14 protein-coding genes are annotated in these 14,791 nt (G+C 68.4%); 6 read left to right on the forward strand and 8 right to left on the reverse strand.

Features of this window, described 5'->3' with window-relative positions:
• Window positions 1-51: 51 nt before the first annotated feature.
• Together ACFWRT_RS06770 and ACFWRT_RS06775 are read right to left on the reverse strand one after the other, a co-directional pair.
• On the reverse strand, window positions 52-1,146 hold the full coding sequence (locus tag ACFWRT_RS06770; protein WP_380953084.1) for an SPFH domain-containing protein: 1,095 nt from the start codon (window positions 1,144-1,146) through the stop codon (window positions 52-54).
• Window positions 1,147-1,190: 44 nt separating this feature from the next.
• A complete protein-coding gene (locus tag ACFWRT_RS06775) occupies window positions 1,191-1,628 on the reverse strand; it encodes an NfeD family protein (protein ID WP_380953085.1) in 438 nt (145 codons plus the stop codon).
• Between the two features lie 207 nt (window positions 1,629-1,835).
• Between ACFWRT_RS06775 and ACFWRT_RS06780 the strand changes: the two genes are divergently transcribed.
• The gene (locus tag ACFWRT_RS06780; protein WP_380953086.1) at window positions 1,836-2,648 is read left to right on the forward strand and encodes an acyltransferase; all 813 of its coding nucleotides are present in this window, start codon (window positions 1,836-1,838) and stop codon (window positions 2,646-2,648) included.
• Between the two features lie 100 nt (window positions 2,649-2,748).
• Here the strand turns inward: ACFWRT_RS06780 and ACFWRT_RS06785 are convergent, their stop codons facing one another.
• The 3 genes from ACFWRT_RS06785 to ACFWRT_RS06795 are packed head-to-tail and all read right to left on the reverse strand — an operon-like array spanning window position 2,749 to window position 6,110.
• A complete protein-coding gene (locus tag ACFWRT_RS06785) occupies window positions 2,749-3,816 on the reverse strand; it encodes an NAD-dependent epimerase/dehydratase family protein (RefSeq protein ID WP_380950393.1) in 1,068 nt (355 codons plus the stop codon).
• A gap of 5 nt (window positions 3,817-3,821) precedes the next feature.
• Window positions 3,822-4,538, reverse strand: coding sequence for an IspD/TarI family cytidylyltransferase (locus ACFWRT_RS06790; protein ID WP_326703744.1), 717 nt, complete (start codon window positions 4,536-4,538; stop codon window positions 3,822-3,824).
• 3 nt (window positions 4,539-4,541) lie between these two features.
• Window positions 4,542-6,110 (reverse strand): CDP-glycerol glycerophosphotransferase family protein, encoded by a 1,569-nt coding sequence (locus ACFWRT_RS06795; RefSeq protein WP_380950394.1) that lies wholly within the window; start codon window positions 6,108-6,110, stop codon window positions 4,542-4,544.
• A 1,281-nt stretch (window positions 6,111-7,391) separates the two neighbouring features.
• Here ACFWRT_RS06795 and ACFWRT_RS06800 point away from each other — a divergent pair.
• Window positions 7,392-7,661: a type II toxin-antitoxin system Phd/YefM family antitoxin gene (locus tag ACFWRT_RS06800; RefSeq protein ID WP_380950395.1), complete on the forward strand. Its 270-nt coding sequence runs from the start codon at window positions 7,392-7,394 to the stop codon at window positions 7,659-7,661.
• Complete coding sequence (locus ACFWRT_RS06805; protein ID WP_380950396.1) at window positions 7,654-7,917, forward strand: type II toxin-antitoxin system RelE family toxin; 264 nt, start codon at window positions 7,654-7,656, stop codon at window positions 7,915-7,917. Before ACFWRT_RS06800 ends, ACFWRT_RS06805 begins: the two co-directional genes overlap by 8 nt.
• Before the next feature lie 151 nt (window positions 7,918-8,068).
• Here ACFWRT_RS06805 and ychF read toward each other — a convergent pair whose 3' ends face one another.
• The gene (ychF, locus tag ACFWRT_RS06810; RefSeq protein WP_237327711.1) at window positions 8,069-9,157 is read right to left on the reverse strand and encodes a redox-regulated ATPase YchF; all 1,089 of its coding nucleotides are present in this window, start codon (window positions 9,155-9,157) and stop codon (window positions 8,069-8,071) included.
• Window positions 9,158-9,511: 354 nt separating this feature from the next.
• Here ychF and ACFWRT_RS06815 point away from each other — a divergent pair, with 354 nt between their 5' ends.
• Entirely contained in the window at window positions 9,512-10,117 is a 606-nt protein-coding gene (locus ACFWRT_RS06815) for a DUF6542 domain-containing protein (protein WP_380950529.1), read from the forward strand.
• A gap of 101 nt (window positions 10,118-10,218) precedes the next feature.
• On the opposite strand, the gene ppgK is transcribed toward ACFWRT_RS06815, so the two are convergent.
• Together ppgK and ACFWRT_RS06825 are read right to left on the reverse strand one after the other, a co-directional pair.
• Window positions 10,219-10,956: a polyphosphate--glucose phosphotransferase gene (gene ppgK, locus ACFWRT_RS06820; protein ID WP_380950397.1), complete on the reverse strand. Its 738-nt coding sequence runs from the start codon at window positions 10,954-10,956 to the stop codon at window positions 10,219-10,221.
• Window positions 10,957-10,993: 37 nt separating this feature from the next.
• Window positions 10,994-11,983, reverse strand: a complete 990-nt coding sequence (locus tag ACFWRT_RS06825; protein WP_380950398.1) for a 4-hydroxy-3-methylbut-2-enyl diphosphate reductase — start codon at window positions 11,981-11,983, stop codon at window positions 10,994-10,996.
• 89 nt (window positions 11,984-12,072) lie between these two features.
• Here ACFWRT_RS06825 and ACFWRT_RS06830 point away from each other — a divergent pair, with 89 nt between their 5' ends.
• Window positions 12,073-13,467 (forward strand): APC family permease, encoded by a 1,395-nt coding sequence (locus ACFWRT_RS06830; protein WP_380950399.1) that lies wholly within the window; start codon window positions 12,073-12,075, stop codon window positions 13,465-13,467.
• A 69-nt stretch (window positions 13,468-13,536) separates the two neighbouring features.
• Complete coding sequence (gene xseA, locus ACFWRT_RS06835; RefSeq protein ID WP_380950400.1) at window positions 13,537-14,781, forward strand: exodeoxyribonuclease VII large subunit; 1,245 nt, start codon at window positions 13,537-13,539, stop codon at window positions 14,779-14,781.
• Window positions 14,782-14,791 lie beyond the last annotated feature (10 nt).

The following is a 14,791-nucleotide window of genomic DNA, read 5'->3' on the forward strand; positions in this document are numbered from 1 at the left end:
AACGGTCCGCCCCCACCCTCGACCGCAGCCCGCCCGTGGACGCGCGTGCGCCTACACCTGCCCCCGCCCCGGCCGCTGGACCTCCCCCGCCGCTTCCGCCTCGGCCTTCGCGTCGCTCACCGCGACGGCGGCCTGCTTCGCGGCCTCGTCGGCGGCCGCGGCGGCGTCCAGCGCGAGCGTCGGGTCCCTCTCGATCTCCGGGGCCCCGCCGTCATCCCGCGTACCGTCGTCATCGGCCGCTTCCTCACGCTCGGCGGTCACGGGAGCCCCCATCGCCGACCGGTCGCCGAACGCGCTGGTGACGGCGCGGACCGCCTCGGTCAGCTCGCCCGGGATCACCCAGAACGTGTTGTTCTCGCTCTGCGCCAGATGCGGGAGGGTCTCCAGGTACTTGTAGGCCAGGACCTTCGCGTCGGCGTTGTTGCGGTGGACGGACTGGAAGACCAGCTCCACCGCCTTGGACTCGCCGTCCGCCCGCAGGATCATGGCCTGCTGCGTGCCCTGCGCCTCCAGGATGTCCTTCTGCTTCGTACCCTCCGCGGTGAGGATCTTGGCCTGCCGCTCCCCTTCGGCGTGCAGGATGGCCGCGCGCTTGTCGCGCTCGGCGCGCATCTGCTTCTCCATTGCCTCTTTGATGGTGTTCGGCGGATCGATGGCCTTGATCTCGACCCGGTTGACGCGGATACCCCACTTGCCGGTCGCGTCGTCGAGGACGGCCCGGAGCCGGGCGTTGATCTCCTCACGCGAGGTGAGCGTCCCCTCCAGGTCCATGGAGCCGATGACGTTACGCAGCGTGGTCACGGTGAGCTGATCGATCGCCTGCAGGTAGTCGGCGACCTCGTAGGCCGCCGCCCGCGGGTCGGTGATCTGGTAGTAGAGCACGGTGTCGATGTTGACCACGAGGTTGTCCTCGGTGATCACCGGCTTGGGATCGGAGGAGTACACCTGCTCACGTACGTCGAGTTTGGTGTTGACCCGGTCCGCCACCGGCAGGACGAAGTTCAGGCCTGGCTGAAGGGTCCGGCGGTACCGGCCGAACCGCTCGATGTTGTAGCGGCGCGCCTGCGGAACGATCCGCACGGTGGCGGCCATGAGAAAGACGGCGACGATCGCCGCCACAAGAATCGGGATGACCACCGGATCCACGCGTCCTCCCTCGCTGGATGCGCTGCGTGTTCAGCCGTTCACGTTCATGGAAGAAGCTCGCGCGGGTACACGACGGCTGTGGCGCCCTCGATCTCCATGACGTCCACCAGCGCTCCCACCGGGATCACATGGGTCTCGTCGAGAGCCCGGGCGGACCATTCCTCACCGGAGACCTTGACCAGGCCGTGGGTGGCGGTCACCTCCTGCATGACCTCGGCCCGCTTGCCGATCAGCGCGTCGCTGCCCTCAAGGGTGATGGGTGAGCGGTCCATGGCCCGCAGGGCGACCGGGCGTACGAGAACGAGTCCGGCAACCGCCGTCAGGGCGAGCGCCACGAGCTGACCGAGCAGGCCGATCCCCACACCGGCCACCACGGCGGCGACCAGCGCGGCGCCGGCCAGCAGCCCGAAGACCAGCGTCAGGGTGAAGAACTCCGCGACGCCAAGCGCCGCGGCGGCGAGCAACCAGGCGAGCCACGGCATCGGATCAGCCTCCCTAAGGGGACTTCTTCCATCAAATCTACCCTTCAGACGCCGACGGGAACCGTCTGCCCTCGTTCGATCACGCCAATTCGGCAATAGTCTCGTCTGATAAATTGAGCCGGAATCCCATGCCGGAACGGAGGTACGAGGGGCAGGCCCGACCCCTGACCGGTCAAGGTCGAGGTCGAGACCACCCCTCAGATCGCGATGCTGCAAGTGCGCAAGCTGGAGCGCTACAAGGACGATCAAGGAAACGAGATCGTCTACGACGGCGAGGTCCGCGAGGAAAAGATCGATATCCGGTTCAAGGGGGCGAACAACAAGCTCGTCATCAGCCCTGAAGCGGACATCAAGGACCTGCTCGTCATCTTCACCGGGAACAACGGGCAGATCGATATCGGGCGCACCACCAAGCGGCGTGCGGGTCTGCGCTTCGAACTGCGCTGCGGGCACGAGTCCACGATCCGGATCGGTGAGAACGTCGGTTGTGCCGGACGTACCTTCATATCCGCCGTCGAGGGCGTCTCGGTGACGATCGGCGCCGACGTGATGTTCGCCAAGAACATCGAGGTGCGCGGCGACGACACCCACCCGATCTTCGACGTACGCAGCGGGAAGCGCGCGAACGTGTCCCAGTCGATCGTCGTGGGCGAGCACGTCTGGATCGCGAAGCACGCGGTCGTGATGGGCGGCGCCACCATCGGCAACGGCTCGGTGATCGGCTTCCGTTCCATCGTCACCAAGGCCATCCCCAACAACTGCGTCGCGGTGGGAGCACCGGCGAAGGTGGTCAAGCGGCACATCGCCTGGGAGCGTCCCGAGGTGGTCACCCGCCTGCCCGGCGAGGAGTTCCCGCGCAAGGGTGAGAAGTCCGAGCAGTACTGGAACCTCACCGACGACGACGGTGGCAGTGGTGTCCAGGAGAAGGTGGTCGTGCGGCCGCAGTCGAAGAAGCGGCGGCTCGCCTCGTACGCTCCGGCTCCGGTGAGGCGACTGGCGAGGAAGCTCCGCTCCTCCTGAACCGCCCACCTCCGGCGGCTCATCGGCAGCACCCATGAACATGGCCTCGGGCCCGGACTTCCGTCCGGGCCCGAGGCCATGTTCAGTGCTGGGACACGCTCTAGGCGTCGCCGGCGACCGTCGACTCCAGGTGGGTCACCATCCGGTCCAGACCGGTCGGCAGGTCGACCACCGCGCTCCAGCCGAGCGCCGCGAGCCGGGCGCTGTCCAGGCCCTGCTTCTTGCTCATGCTGTACGCGCGCGCGTCGGCCTCGTTGGTGAACCGGAGCTGCTGCCCGCGCTCCGGGCGCACCTCGGTGAAGAGCTCGGCCAGCCGGCGGATCGAGACCAGACCGGCCGGGTCCGCGACGTTGTAGGCCGTCTCGTCACCGCGGAGCAGCGCGTAGAACAGTCCGGCGATGGCGTCGGCCACGTAGGTGTAGGTCCGGACGCCGGAACCGTCGCTGTTGAGGACGATGTCCTTGCCGGCCACCACGTTCGCCGCGAAGTCGGCCTGCACCCGGCCGTCGTCGAGCGCCATGCCCGGCCCGTAGACGTGGCCGAACCGGACGACATGGCTGCGGATGCCGTACTGCGCCTGGTAGGTCGCGCCGATCGTCTCCGCGGCACGCTTCCCCTCGGCGTAGCAGGCCCGCGGGTTGAGGATGTCGAACCCGCCGTAGCTCTGCTCGTCGATGAGCTCGGTCTCCGGCGCCTGGGCACCGTAGACCTCGGCCGAGGACATCAGCAGGAAGCCGCGGCTGGCCTTCTCCACACAGAGGTCGAGCAGGTTGAACGTGCCGAGCAGGTTCGCCTTGATCGTCAGGACCGGCTGGCTGCCGTGCAGGGCGGGCCGTGCGGCGCTCGCCCCGTGGATCACGTAGTCGACGGGGCCGGGCAGCTCCAGCGGAGCCGACACGTCCTGGACCACCAGGTGGAAGTCCGGGCGGTCGAGCACGTCCGCGAGCAGCCGCCGGGCCTTCTCCTCGTTCCGCACCAGGCCGTGCACGGTGATGCCCGCGCCGTGCCGGTCGTTCAGTGCGAGCAGGGTGTAGACGACGTACGACGGCAGCATGCCGCTCGCACCGGTGACGAGCACGGTGGAGCCGGACAGCTCACCCCACGGCAGGTCCCGGTCGAGGATCTCTTCGAGGTCGCGCGCCACGACCGGGCTGGAAACGGTGGTCATGGAGCTCACAGCCCTACGATCTGCTGGTTCTCGAGGATCTCGAAGTACGTCCGGCAGAGGTAGAAGTCCTCGGCCGTCGTGATCTTGATGTTCGAGCGGGGGCCGACGACGCGGTAGATCTTGCGGCCGTACCGGTGCATCAGGGAGCACGAGTCGATGCTGTCGTGCTCGCCCTCCTCGACCGCCCGGTCGTACAGCGAGAGGATCTCGCCGAGCTTGAAGCTCTGCGGGGCCTGGGCGGCGTAGATGTGGTCGCGCGGGATCACGTCGTCGATGTGGTCGTGCTCACTCGACACCACGGTCTCGTTGAACTTGGTGCAGGTGATGGCCGAGCCGTGCTCCAGCACCGTCGCGATGTTGGAGCTGATCAGCTTGGCGTCGATCAGCGGCCGCACGCCGTCGTGGACGAGCACGACGGTGTCCTCGGGGCACTCGGCGGCGACGGTCCGCAGCGCGTTGTGCCGCGACTCCTGACCGGTCTTGCCGCCGTCGATGACCCACTTGACCTTCTGGATCTCGTAGCGCGTGAGCAGCTTCATCATGTGCTCGCGGTACTCCGGGAGGATCGCGATGGCTATCGCGTCTATCTCGGGGTGCGCTTCGAAGTGCTGAAGGGTGTGGATGATGACGGGCTTGCCGTGGACTTCCAGGAACTGCTTGGGAAGGGCACGGCTGTTCATCCGGGAGCCGATGCCTCCGGCGAAAAGCAGGGCGACGTTCATGTTTTACTCCTCCGACTGGTCACTGAGCGGCTGGTCTCCCACCGCGGTATCGTCCGGGACGGGTGCGAGCCACGGCTGGAATCCGCCGGTCTCATTACCGTGATCTCCGACGACCAGCCAGTCGATCACGCGGTCCGCCGAATTGGTGTCGACGTAGTCGAAGTTGTCCCGCCGGAATTCCTCGACCTTGGAAAGGTCGAAGTCCTCGTCCTGCAGGGACTTCAGCAGTTCATCGAAGGTCACGCACACCTTGCCGGGGGCGACGGAGTCGTAATCGCGGTGGAATCCGCGGACCACCGAATACGTGTCCTTGTCGTACGCGTAGAACAGGATCGGCTTGTCGAGCAGCGTGTACTCGTAGATGACCGACGAGTAGTCCGTGACCAGTACGTCGGTGACGTGCAGCAGGTCGTTCGTGTCGGGGAACTGCGCGAAGTTGATCAGCCGGTCCGCGTACTCGGCCGGGATCGGCGGCTCCTCCGAGATGAAGTGGTGCATCCGGAAGAGGACGACGTACTTGTCGCCGCAGACCTCGTGGAGCTTCTCGAAGTCGATGCGGTCGTAGTCGTAGTGCGCGTCCCCGATGCTCTTCCCGCGGAAGGTCGGCGCGAACAGCACGATCTTCTTGCCCTTGAGGTGCGGGTAGGAGGCGAAGAAGTCGTCCTTGACCTTCCGCGAGTGGTCCTCGTTCAGGAAGGTGTCGATACGGGGCAGACCCGTCGGGACGACCGCCGACTCCTCGATACCGAACGCCTCGGCGTACACCGGCACCAGGTGCTTGGACCCGGTGATGACGTAGGTGTACTTGCGGTGGGCGTTGGACAGCTTCGGCGAACCGTACTTGCCGAACCGGCTGTACCCGACGGCCTTGAAGCCACTGCCGGCGTGCCAGAGCTGAATGATCTTGGTGTCCGGCGAAATGCTGAGGTTCGCGAGAAGGCCGAAGTAGTCGTCCATCAGGACGGTGTCCGACGTCGCCAGCCGGTAGATCAGGCGGAGCGTGCTCCACTTGTTCGCCGTCGCCGGCACGCGGAACGAGTAGTTGAACGTGTGCTTCTTGTCGAGGCCGCGCTCGATCATCCGGTCGTGGACACGTGCCAGGTTGCCACCGAGACCGGTGCGCATCTCCGAGGCGAACAGGATCCGGTTCCCCTTCGGCGGGTTCAGCCGACGGGCCGTCCGGTAGAACTTGTTGGCCAGCTTCCGGCGCCGGGCCCGAGGGACCACCTTGAGCGCTATTCGCTTGCCGATCGGCTTCTTCTTCGCCGGCTTCTTCGCCCCGCCACCGCGGAACAGCTGGTACGTCCGCATGAGGAACGCGGGGTGGTCCTCGTTGTCCGAGATCCCGAACGCGATCACGTACACGGACCGGTTCTGGTCGTAGAGGAAGGTACGGGAGTCGGAGTCGAGCCGGTCCGCGGTCTTGAGGTCGAAGGTCGCCTCAGGCAGTCGCTCGTCGTCGATCACCGGGACGATCCGCCACGTACCGTTGGGCACCTGGCGCCGTTCCCGGAAGTTGGTGACGTTGATGTCCAAGCGGTGGTGTTCGGCGTCGATTTGCTGAGAGTTCACCGGGAATTCGCGCCCGTTGTCAACTATCAGGAAGCGCAGAGCACTAGGATCTCCAGTGAAGTCGGAGACCGCCACATTGAGAGTGAGATGCACGCGCTCCCAGGATATGGCCGCAATTGAGCAACGCGCCATCGTCGTCCTTCCATTCGTGATCCGTCGTGCCTTCGTAACGAGGCGTGCGCGACGGCTTCGAGGCCTGCCAGCGCCAGGTGAGACGGTTATCGGAGCATAGCGTACGGGGTCACGCGCGCCCCAAACCGAGGGCAGGGGCCGGAGTCCCCCAGGACCGCGGTCGAGCACGCCCATCGGGACCCCCGCAGAACCCTCTCATCTCCGCCCCCGACCTGCCCGAACGACGCCGTCGGCGAGTTCACACCTCGGTTACGCACATGTGACATCCAGGCTTTTCCCACTTCAGGACGAGACGCGATGAATGGCGAGGACCACACCAGGTAGATGGTGGCAGAAAGTAACGACACCGACACGCAAAACGCGGCCGACACAGAGCCGTGATCTCGGCCCGGCAGCGTACGGCACGACGGAACTGGAGCACCCTTGCCGGACAGTCAAGAGCCTGTCGGTGTGGCGGAGTTCACAAAGTCGGCGGAGTTCTCCGCGGCCCCTCGCGTGACCGAAATGTGCGGCAATATCAGCACCTCCCCGACACCGGGATTCACGGTGGAGATACGAGATGACTCAGGACGGCGTCGGCGATCCGCCACCCGCAGCGGCCGAGCGGTCGGCGAACCACCGGGAGTCGGGACAGCGCCCGCGTCAGGGCCACACGGACAAGAGGTTCCGACGGCCGGTCACTTCTCCCAGGCATCCCCCAGGTTCGCCACTTCGACGCGGAGGCCGGGGACGAGGAGCCGAACGATGGCCTTTCGGACAAGGGGGACACCACAGCGCCTTGGTCGCCGCGCCGGTGGCGGCGGAGAGCGGCGCGAGCGCACGGAAGTCGGCCTGGTACGAGACGAGCCAGGACGACTCGGCGCCCCCGCACCTCTGGGGCACCCCACCAACCCCATGCCGGCCCGCCGCATCCCGCCCACACGACGATGACGAGGAGGAGGGGAGCCGATCCGACAGGCGGATGGCCCCTCGGAGCCCCTCCCCCCGCACATCCGCTTCGACCGCAGCATAAACCCCGCGGTCACGCGCAGAGCAAGGAATCCAGCACGGCACGAGCTCATCCAGCACATCCAGGGCGTACGAGCGCGAGGAACGCCCGTGGCCCGCGACACATTGTGTACACTTGCGACACTCGGTACCCTTGAGCGCATGACGCAGCCTCTGCCCATAGAGTCCATCCGAGACGTGCGCGCACACCTCGCCGAGGTCGTGGAGCGCGCCGACCGCGATGACGTGCCCACTGTGATCACGCGCCGCGGCAAGGAAGTCGCCGCTGTCGTCTCCATCGAGGTGCTGCGCAAGTACCAGGAGTGGGAAGAGCGCGAGATCAATCGCATCATCGACGAGCGCATGGCCAGCCCGGCGCCCGGAATCCCGATCGAGGACATCATGAGGGAGACTCTGGCGCGCAGTGAGTGAGTACCGAACCGTCTTCCGCCCCGAGGCGCAGGCCGAACTGCGGAAGATCCCTCGCGACATGGCGCTGCGCGTCCTGGCCAGGCTGACCGAGTTGGAGACCGACCCTCTCGGCTTCAACACCACTGCGCTCGTGTCCCAGCCCGAACGTCGCCGCTTGCGCGTCGGCGACTACCGCGTCGTCTACACGATCGACAACGGAGAACTGGTGGTCTGGGTTGTTCACGTGGGACACCGGTCCACGGTTTACGAGAGCTGATTGCCGCTGACCTTGCGTTTGCCGCTGACCTTGCGCCAGAACATCCAGCACCCATCCAGCACGGTGACGACGAAGGGGTCGGACTCAACGGAGTCCGACCCCTTCTGTCCTGCGCGTTCAACTCAGCAGTTAACGCTTGGTATGCACACGGCTACACGTTGAAGCGGAATTCCACGACGTCCCCGTCCTGCATCACGTACTCCTTGCCCTCCATGCGCGCCTTGCCCTTGGCGCGGGCCTCGGCGACCGAGCCTGTTTCGACCAGGTCGTCGAAGGAGATGATCTCCGCCTTGATGAAGCCCTTCTGGAAGTCGGTGTGGATCACACCGGCCGCCTCCGGGGCCGTGGCGCCCTTCTTGATGGTCCAGGCACGGGCTTCCTTCGGGCCGGCCGTGAGGTAGGTCTGGAGGCCCAGGGTGTCGAAGCCGACGCGGCCGAGGGTGGCGAGGCCGGGCTCTTCCTGGCCCATGGACTGGAGGAGCTCCAGGGCCTCGTCGTCGTCGAGTTCGATGAGCTCGGACTCGATCTTGGCGTTGAGGAAGATCGCCTCGGCGGGGGCGACCAGGGCGCGCTGCTCGTTCTTGAAGTCCTCGTCGACCAGTTCGTCCTCGTCGACGTTGAAGACGTAGAGGAAGGGCTTGACCGTCAGGAGGTGCAGTTCGTGGAGGAGCTTGCCCTTCTCCGTGGCGGCCGTGATGCCGGCCGAGAAGAGGGTCTGGCCGGACTCCAGGATCTTCTGCGCGTCCTCGACCGCGGCGAGCACCGCGATCTTGTCCTTCTGGAGGCGGGACTCCTTCGTCAGGCGCGGGACGGCCTTCTCGACGGACTGGAGGTCGGCGAGGATCAGCTCGGTGTTGATCGTCTCGATGTCGTCCTTCGGCGAGACCTTGCCGTCGACGTGGACGACGTTCTCGTCCTTGAAGGCGCGGATGACCTGGCAGATCGCGTCGGACTCCCGGATGTTCGCGAGGAACTTGTTGCCCAGGCCCTCACCCTCCGACGCGCCCCGGACGATGCCGGCGATGTCGACGAAGTCCACCGTGGCCGGCAGGAGCTTCTGCGAGTTGAAGATCTCCGCGAGCTTGTCCAGGCGCGGGTCCGGGACACCGACCACGCCGACGTTCGGCTCGATCGTGGCGAACGGGTAGTTGGCCGCCAGCACGTCGTTCTTGGTCAGGGCGTTGAACAGGGTCGACTTGCCGACATTCGGCAGACCGACGATTCCGATCGTGAGCGACACTTTGGCGACTTCCTGGAGTGAGGAGGGGGTCAGGGGCGTCCGGGGCCGGCTCAGCTGTTCGGGCCGGGTCACGGAGTGGACCGATTCTCCAGTTTACGGGCGGGGGCGCGCGGGCCCGCACGGGTCCGCCGCAGGCCGTACGCGCAGCCGTACGCGCAGCCGTATGTACACCGCCGAACAGGTTCGTTTCGGCCGGACTCCATCGAACGCAACGCCAAGGTCGGCCAAAGCGCGTGTCCAACGCCTGATTCCTCCCGCCCCGCGACCTACGTTGTCCCCGTGGAGCAGCCCAGGACACGTCCCCCGCAGCGCAGGCCGGCCCCGCAGGCCGCGCCCGTCCCTCCCGTCGCGCCCGTGCCGGGTGTCTTCGGTGAGTCCGCCACCGTCTACCGGGCGGCGGGACGCGCCGGTGGGCGGGTGCGCGCCGTGCCGCCCGTGCTGCTCGCCCTGCGGCGGTTCCCCAATCCCCGGCTCACCGGGATCGGGGCCGGGCTGTTCGCCGCGCTGACCATGTTCGTGCTCGCCTGTCTGGACCGGCTGCTGTTCGACAGTTCCGAACTCGTCTACGGGCTGCTGTTCCTGCCGGTCAGCGCGCTCACCGCGCTCTGGGTCCGGCCCGCCGACCTCGTCACCGCGCCGATCAGTGTGCCGATCGCCTTCGCCGTGGGGGTGTTCCCCATCTCCGGGGGGTCCGAAGGCTTCGGCGGGCAGGTCATGGGCCTGGTCACCGCCCTCGCCGTGCACGCCGGGTGGCTGTACGGCGGGACGCTGGTCGCCGGGCTCATCGCCTCCGTACGGAAGGTTCTGCACATGCGGGCCCGGCAGCGGTATCTGCTGGCCCAGGGGCGTACGGGGGGAGCGGAGAAGGCCCCGCGGCCCGCTCCCCGGGCGCCGAAGAAGAAGGTCGCCGGGGCGGGCGCACCGGCCGGGCGGGCCGAGCGCCCCCGCGCCAGCCGGTAGCGCCGCGGCAGCCGGTAACGCCCCCGGCCTGTGGCGCGTCCGGCAGGTGGCAGGTCCCGGCCGGACGCGCCGCCCCGGCCGGTAGCCTCCCGTCTCTCCTTCTACTTTCCCGCCGCCGCCATCGCCGCGCCCACGATCCCCGCGTTGTTCTGCAGCTCCGCCGGGACCATCTCCGCGCGGACCTTCTCGATCAGCGGCAGGAACTTCTCCGCCTTGCGGCTCACCCCGCCGCCGATGATGAACAGCTCGGGCGAGAACAGCATCTCCACGTGCAGCAGGTACTTCTGCACCCGGTGCGCCCAGTGCTGCCAGCTCAGGTCCTCGTCCTCCTTGGCCTTCGTGGAGGCGCGCTTCTCCGCGTCGTGACCGTGCAGCTCCAGGTGGCCCAGCTCGGTGTTGGGGACCAGGCGGCCGTCGACGAAGAGCGCGCTGCCGATGCCCGTGCCCAGGGTCAGCATGATGACCGTGCCCTTACGGCCCCGGCCCGCGCCGAACGTCATCTCCGCGACCCCGGCCGCGTCCGCGTCGTTCAGGATCGTCACCGGCTGGCCCACCCGCTCGCCGAGCAGAGCGGCGGCGTCCGTGTCGATCCAGCCCTTGTCGACATTGGCCGCCGTGCGCGTGACCCCGTCCGTGACCACGCCCGGGAACGTGACCCCGATGGGGCCCGACCAGTCGAAGTGGCCGACGACCTCGGCCACGCAGTCGGCCACGCGGTCGGGCGTGGCCGGATGCGGTGTCAGCACTTTGTGACGCTCCTGCGCCAGGTCGCCCCGGTCCAGGTCCACGGGAGCGCCCTTGATCCCTGAACCGCCGATGTCCACGCCGAAGATCTCCATGGCAACACCGTACGGGCAGGCCGGGCCCCGTGCCCCGCTACTCGGCGGAAAGGGCCGCCGCCTCGGCGCGCAGGTCCCGGCGGAGCTCCTTCGGGAGGGAGAAGGTGATCGACTCGTCGGCCGTCTTGACCGTCTCCACGTCCTCGTAACCCCGCTCCGCGAGCCACTCCAGGACGCCGTCGACCAGGACGTCCGGGACCGAGGCGCCGGAGGTCAGGCCGACCGTGGACACGCCCTCCAGCCACGCCTCGTCGATCTCGCTCGCGAAGTCGACCAGGTACGCGGCGTCGGCTCCGGCGTCGAGGGCGACCTCGACCATGCGGATGGAGTTCGAGGAGTTCTTGGAGCCGACCACGATGACCAGCTCGGCGTCCTCGGCCAGCTTCTTCACCGCGACCTGGCGGTTCTGCGTGGCGTAGCAGATGTCGTCGCTGGGCGGCGAGAGGAGGTTCGGGAACTTCGACTTGAGCGCGCCCACCGTCTCCATCGTCTCGTCGACGGAGAGGGTGGTCTGGGAGAGCCAGACGACCTTCGACTCGTCGCGGACCTCGATGTTCGCCACGTCCTCGGGGCCGTCGACCAACTGGATGTGGTCGGGGGCCTCGCCGGAGGTGCCGATGACCTCCTCGTGGCCCTCGTGGCCGATCAGGAGGATGTCGTAGTCGTCCTTGGCGTACCGGACGGCTTCCTTGTGGACCTTGGTGACCAGCGGGCAGGTCGCGTCGATGGTCGCGAGCTTGCGCTCGGCGGCCTCCGCGTGGACGGTGGGCGCGACTCCGTGCGCGGAGAACATCACGATGGAGCCCTCGGGGACCTCCGCGGTGACGTCCACGAAGATCGCACCCTTCTTCTCCAGGGTCTGCACGACGTACTTGTTGTGCACGATCTCGTGGCGGACGTAGATCGGGGCCCCGTACTGCTCCAGGGCCTTCTCGACGGCGATCACGGCGCGGTCCACGCCCGCGCAGTAGCCACGGGGTGCGGCGAGCAGGACACGACGGGCAGGCGTTGCAGTCATGTGTCCCATCGTAAGGCCGTACCCAGCGGGCGCCTCGACGGCCGGGTCGGGAGACTGATGGCTGCATGGGTGTGGCGGACAGTGACTGTGGAGGGTTCATGACGTCGGTCCCGGGAAGCGACCGCGGCAGCGGCAGCAGCAGCAGCAGCGTCGAGGAGGGCACGCTGCGGCGGACCCTCGGCTTCCGGGACCTCGTCGTCTACGGGCTCCTGTTCATCGCCCCCATGGCCCCCGTAGGCATCTTCGGCACCCTGGACGCCAAGTCCGGCGGGTCGGTCGCCCTGGTCTACCTCGTGGCCACCGTCGTCATGGGCTTCACCGCCTTCAGTTACGCCCAGATGGTGCGGGTCGCCCCCTTCGCCGGCTCGGTCTTCACGTATGCGCGCAAAGGGCTCGGGGAAGGGCCCGGGTTCATCGCCGGGTGGATGGCGATGCTCGACTACCTGCTGATCCCCGCCGTCGCCTACCTCTTCTCCGGGATCGCGATGAACGCGCTGGTCCCGGAGGTGTCGCGGTGGGTGTGGACCGCGATCGCGGTGCTCGTGACCACGCTGCTCAATCTGTGGGGGGTGCGGGCGGCCGCGCGGGTGGGGTTCGCGGTGCTGGCCATGGAGATCGTGGTGCTGCTGGTCTTCGTGGTGTCGGCCGTGGTCGTCCTCGTACGGGACGGGGCGCAGCGCGGGTGGCTGACGCCGCTCACCGGGGACGCGGCGTTCTCCACGGCGGCGGTGCTGGGCGCGGTGTCGGTGGCCGTCCTGTCGTATCTGGGATTCGACGCCATCGCCTCGTTCGCGGAGGAGGTGACGGGCGGGTCGCGGAAGGTGGCGCGGGCGGTGCTGTTCTGCCTGGTGCTCGCGGGGGCGCTCTTCATCGTTCAGACGTATCTGGCGGCGCTGCTGGAGCCGATGAGTTCGGCCGAGCTGGCGGCGGATCCGGCGGCGCAGGGGTCGGCCTTCTACGACGCGGTCGACGCCTCCGTCGGGACCTGGCTGCACGACCTGGTGGCGGTGAGCAAGGCGATCGGGGCGGCGTTCGCGGCGCTGGCGGGGCAGGCGGCGGCCGGTCGGCTGGTCTTCGCGATGGCCCGCGAGCGGCGGCTGCCGGGTCTGCTGGCGAAGGTCGACCCGAAGTCGGGCGTGCCGCGCCTCGCGATCCTGGGTGCGGCGATCGTGACGCTGGTGGCGGCGGTCTGGGCGTCCCGGCGCGACGACGGCCTCGACCATCTGGTGTCGGTGGTGGACATCGGGGCGCTGACGGCGTTCGTGCTGCTGCACGCGTCGGTGGTCGGCTGGTTCGTCGTACGCCGGATGTCGGGGCCGCCCGTCTGGTGGAAGCACGTGCTGTTCCCGGTGGTCGGTGCCGGGATCCTCGTCGCCGTGATCGTGGAGGCGACGACGAGCGCCCAGGTGGTGGGGTTGTGCTGGCTGGCGGTGGGGTTCGTGGTCCTCGCGGTGCAGGGGGCGGGCGGGCGCGGGATGGAACGTCGTGAGTGAGGGCCTCGGCAAGGGGGTGCCCTGGCCGGAGCGCCGTCGCTGTCGGTGCGTCCCGATACGCTCGGGCGCATGGCTCTCAACACGTCCGCGGACGCTCCGCTGCCCGTCGGTGAGGTGTCGCGCCTCATCGGCGGGTGGATCGACCGGCTCGGTGCCATCTGGGTGGAGGGGCAGATCACCCAGCTCTCGCGGCGGCCCGGTGCCGGGGTCGTCTTCCTGACCCTGCGCGACCCGTCCCACGACATCTCGGTGAGCGTGACCTGCTTCCGGCAGGTGTTCGACCGGATCGCCGACGTGGTGAGCGAGGGCGCGCGCGTCGTCGTCCTCGCCAAGCCCGAGTGGTACGCGCCCCGGGGGCAGCTCTCGCTGCGGGCGACCGACATACGGCCGGTCGGCATCGGCGAGCTGCTGGTGCGGCTGGAGCAGCTCAAGAAGTCGCTGGCCGCCGAGGGGCTCTTCGCGTTGGACCGGAAGAAGCCGCTCCCCTTCCTTCCGCAGCTCATCGGGCTGGTCAGCGGGCGGGCCTCCGCCGCCGAGCGCGATGTCCTGGAGAACGCCCGCCGCCGCTGGCCCGCCGTGCGCTTCGAGGTCCGCAACACCGCCGTGCAGGGGGTGAACGCGGTCAGTCAGGTGGTCCAGGCGATAGAGGAGCTGGACGCGCTGCCCGAGGTGGACGTGATCGTGGTGGCCCGGGGCGGCGGCAGCGTGGAGGACCTGCTGCCGTTCTCCGACGAGCAGCTCATCAGGGCCGTGGCCGCCTGCCGTACGCCGGTGGTCTCCGCCATCGGCCACGAGCCGGACTCCCCGCTGCTGGACCTGGTGGCCGACCTGCGCGCCTCCACGCCCACGGACGCGGCCAAGAAGGTCGTGCCCGACGTGGGCGAGGAGCTGGACCGCGTACAGCAGCTCCGGGACCGGGCGCTGCGGACCGTACGGGGCATCCTCGACCGCGAGGAGCGGGGGCTCGCGCACGCGCTGGGCCGGCCCGCGATGGAGCGGCCGCAGCGGCTGGTGGACGAGCGCGAGGCCGAGGTGGAGGCGCTCGTGGGGCGCAGCCGCCGGGTGCTGGGCCATCTGCTGGACCGGGCCGATTCGGAGCTCGCGCACACCCGGGCCCGGGTCGTCTCGCTGTCGCCCGCCGCCACGCTGGAGCGGGGGTACGCGGTGCTCCAGCGGCCGGACGGCCATGTGGTGCGCTCCCCCGAGGAGGCCGGGGCGCCCGGTGAGCCGCTGCGGGCGCGGGTGTCGGAGGGCGAGTTCACGGTGCGGGTGGACGGGGACGGACCCCGTGATGACGTTGCAGCTGAGATCTAGGGTGGTTCAC

Origin of the sequence: Streptomyces cyaneofuscatus (assembly GCF_042718795.1) — a bacterium.
In the GTDB taxonomy this organism is placed as follows: Bacteria; Actinomycetota; Actinomycetes; order Streptomycetales; family Streptomycetaceae; genus Streptomyces; species Streptomyces cyaneofuscatus_A.

Coding starts and splice junctions, on each gene's coding strand:
- ACFWRT_RS06775 (WP_380953085.1), bottom strand. CDS start 1,628: ATGCCGTGGCTCGCCTGGTTGCTCGCCGCCGCGGCGCTTGGCGTCGCG.
- ACFWRT_RS06780 (WP_380953086.1), top strand. CDS start 1,836: ATGCTGCAAGTGCGCAAGCTGGAGCGCTACAAGGACGATCAAGGAAAC.
- ACFWRT_RS06785 (WP_380950393.1), bottom strand. CDS start 3,816: ATGACCACCGTTTCCAGCCCGGTCGTGGCGCGCGACCTCGAAGAGATC.
- ACFWRT_RS06790 (WP_326703744.1), bottom strand. CDS start 4,538: ATGAACGTCGCCCTGCTTTTCGCCGGAGGCATCGGCTCCCGGATGAAC.
- ACFWRT_RS06800 (WP_380950395.1), top strand. CDS start 7,392: ATGACGCAGCCTCTGCCCATAGAGTCCATCCGAGACGTGCGCGCACAC.
- ppgK (WP_380950397.1), bottom strand. CDS start 10,956: ATGGAGATCTTCGGCGTGGACATCGGCGGTTCAGGGATCAAGGGCGCT.
- ACFWRT_RS06825 (WP_380950398.1), bottom strand. CDS start 11,983: ATGGGACACATGACTGCAACGCCTGCCCGTCGTGTCCTGCTCGCCGCA.
- ACFWRT_RS06830 (WP_380950399.1), top strand. CDS start 12,073: ATGACGTCGGTCCCGGGAAGCGACCGCGGCAGCGGCAGCAGCAGCAGC.
- xseA (WP_380950400.1), top strand. CDS start 13,537: ATGGCTCTCAACACGTCCGCGGACGCTCCGCTGCCCGTCGGTGAGGTG.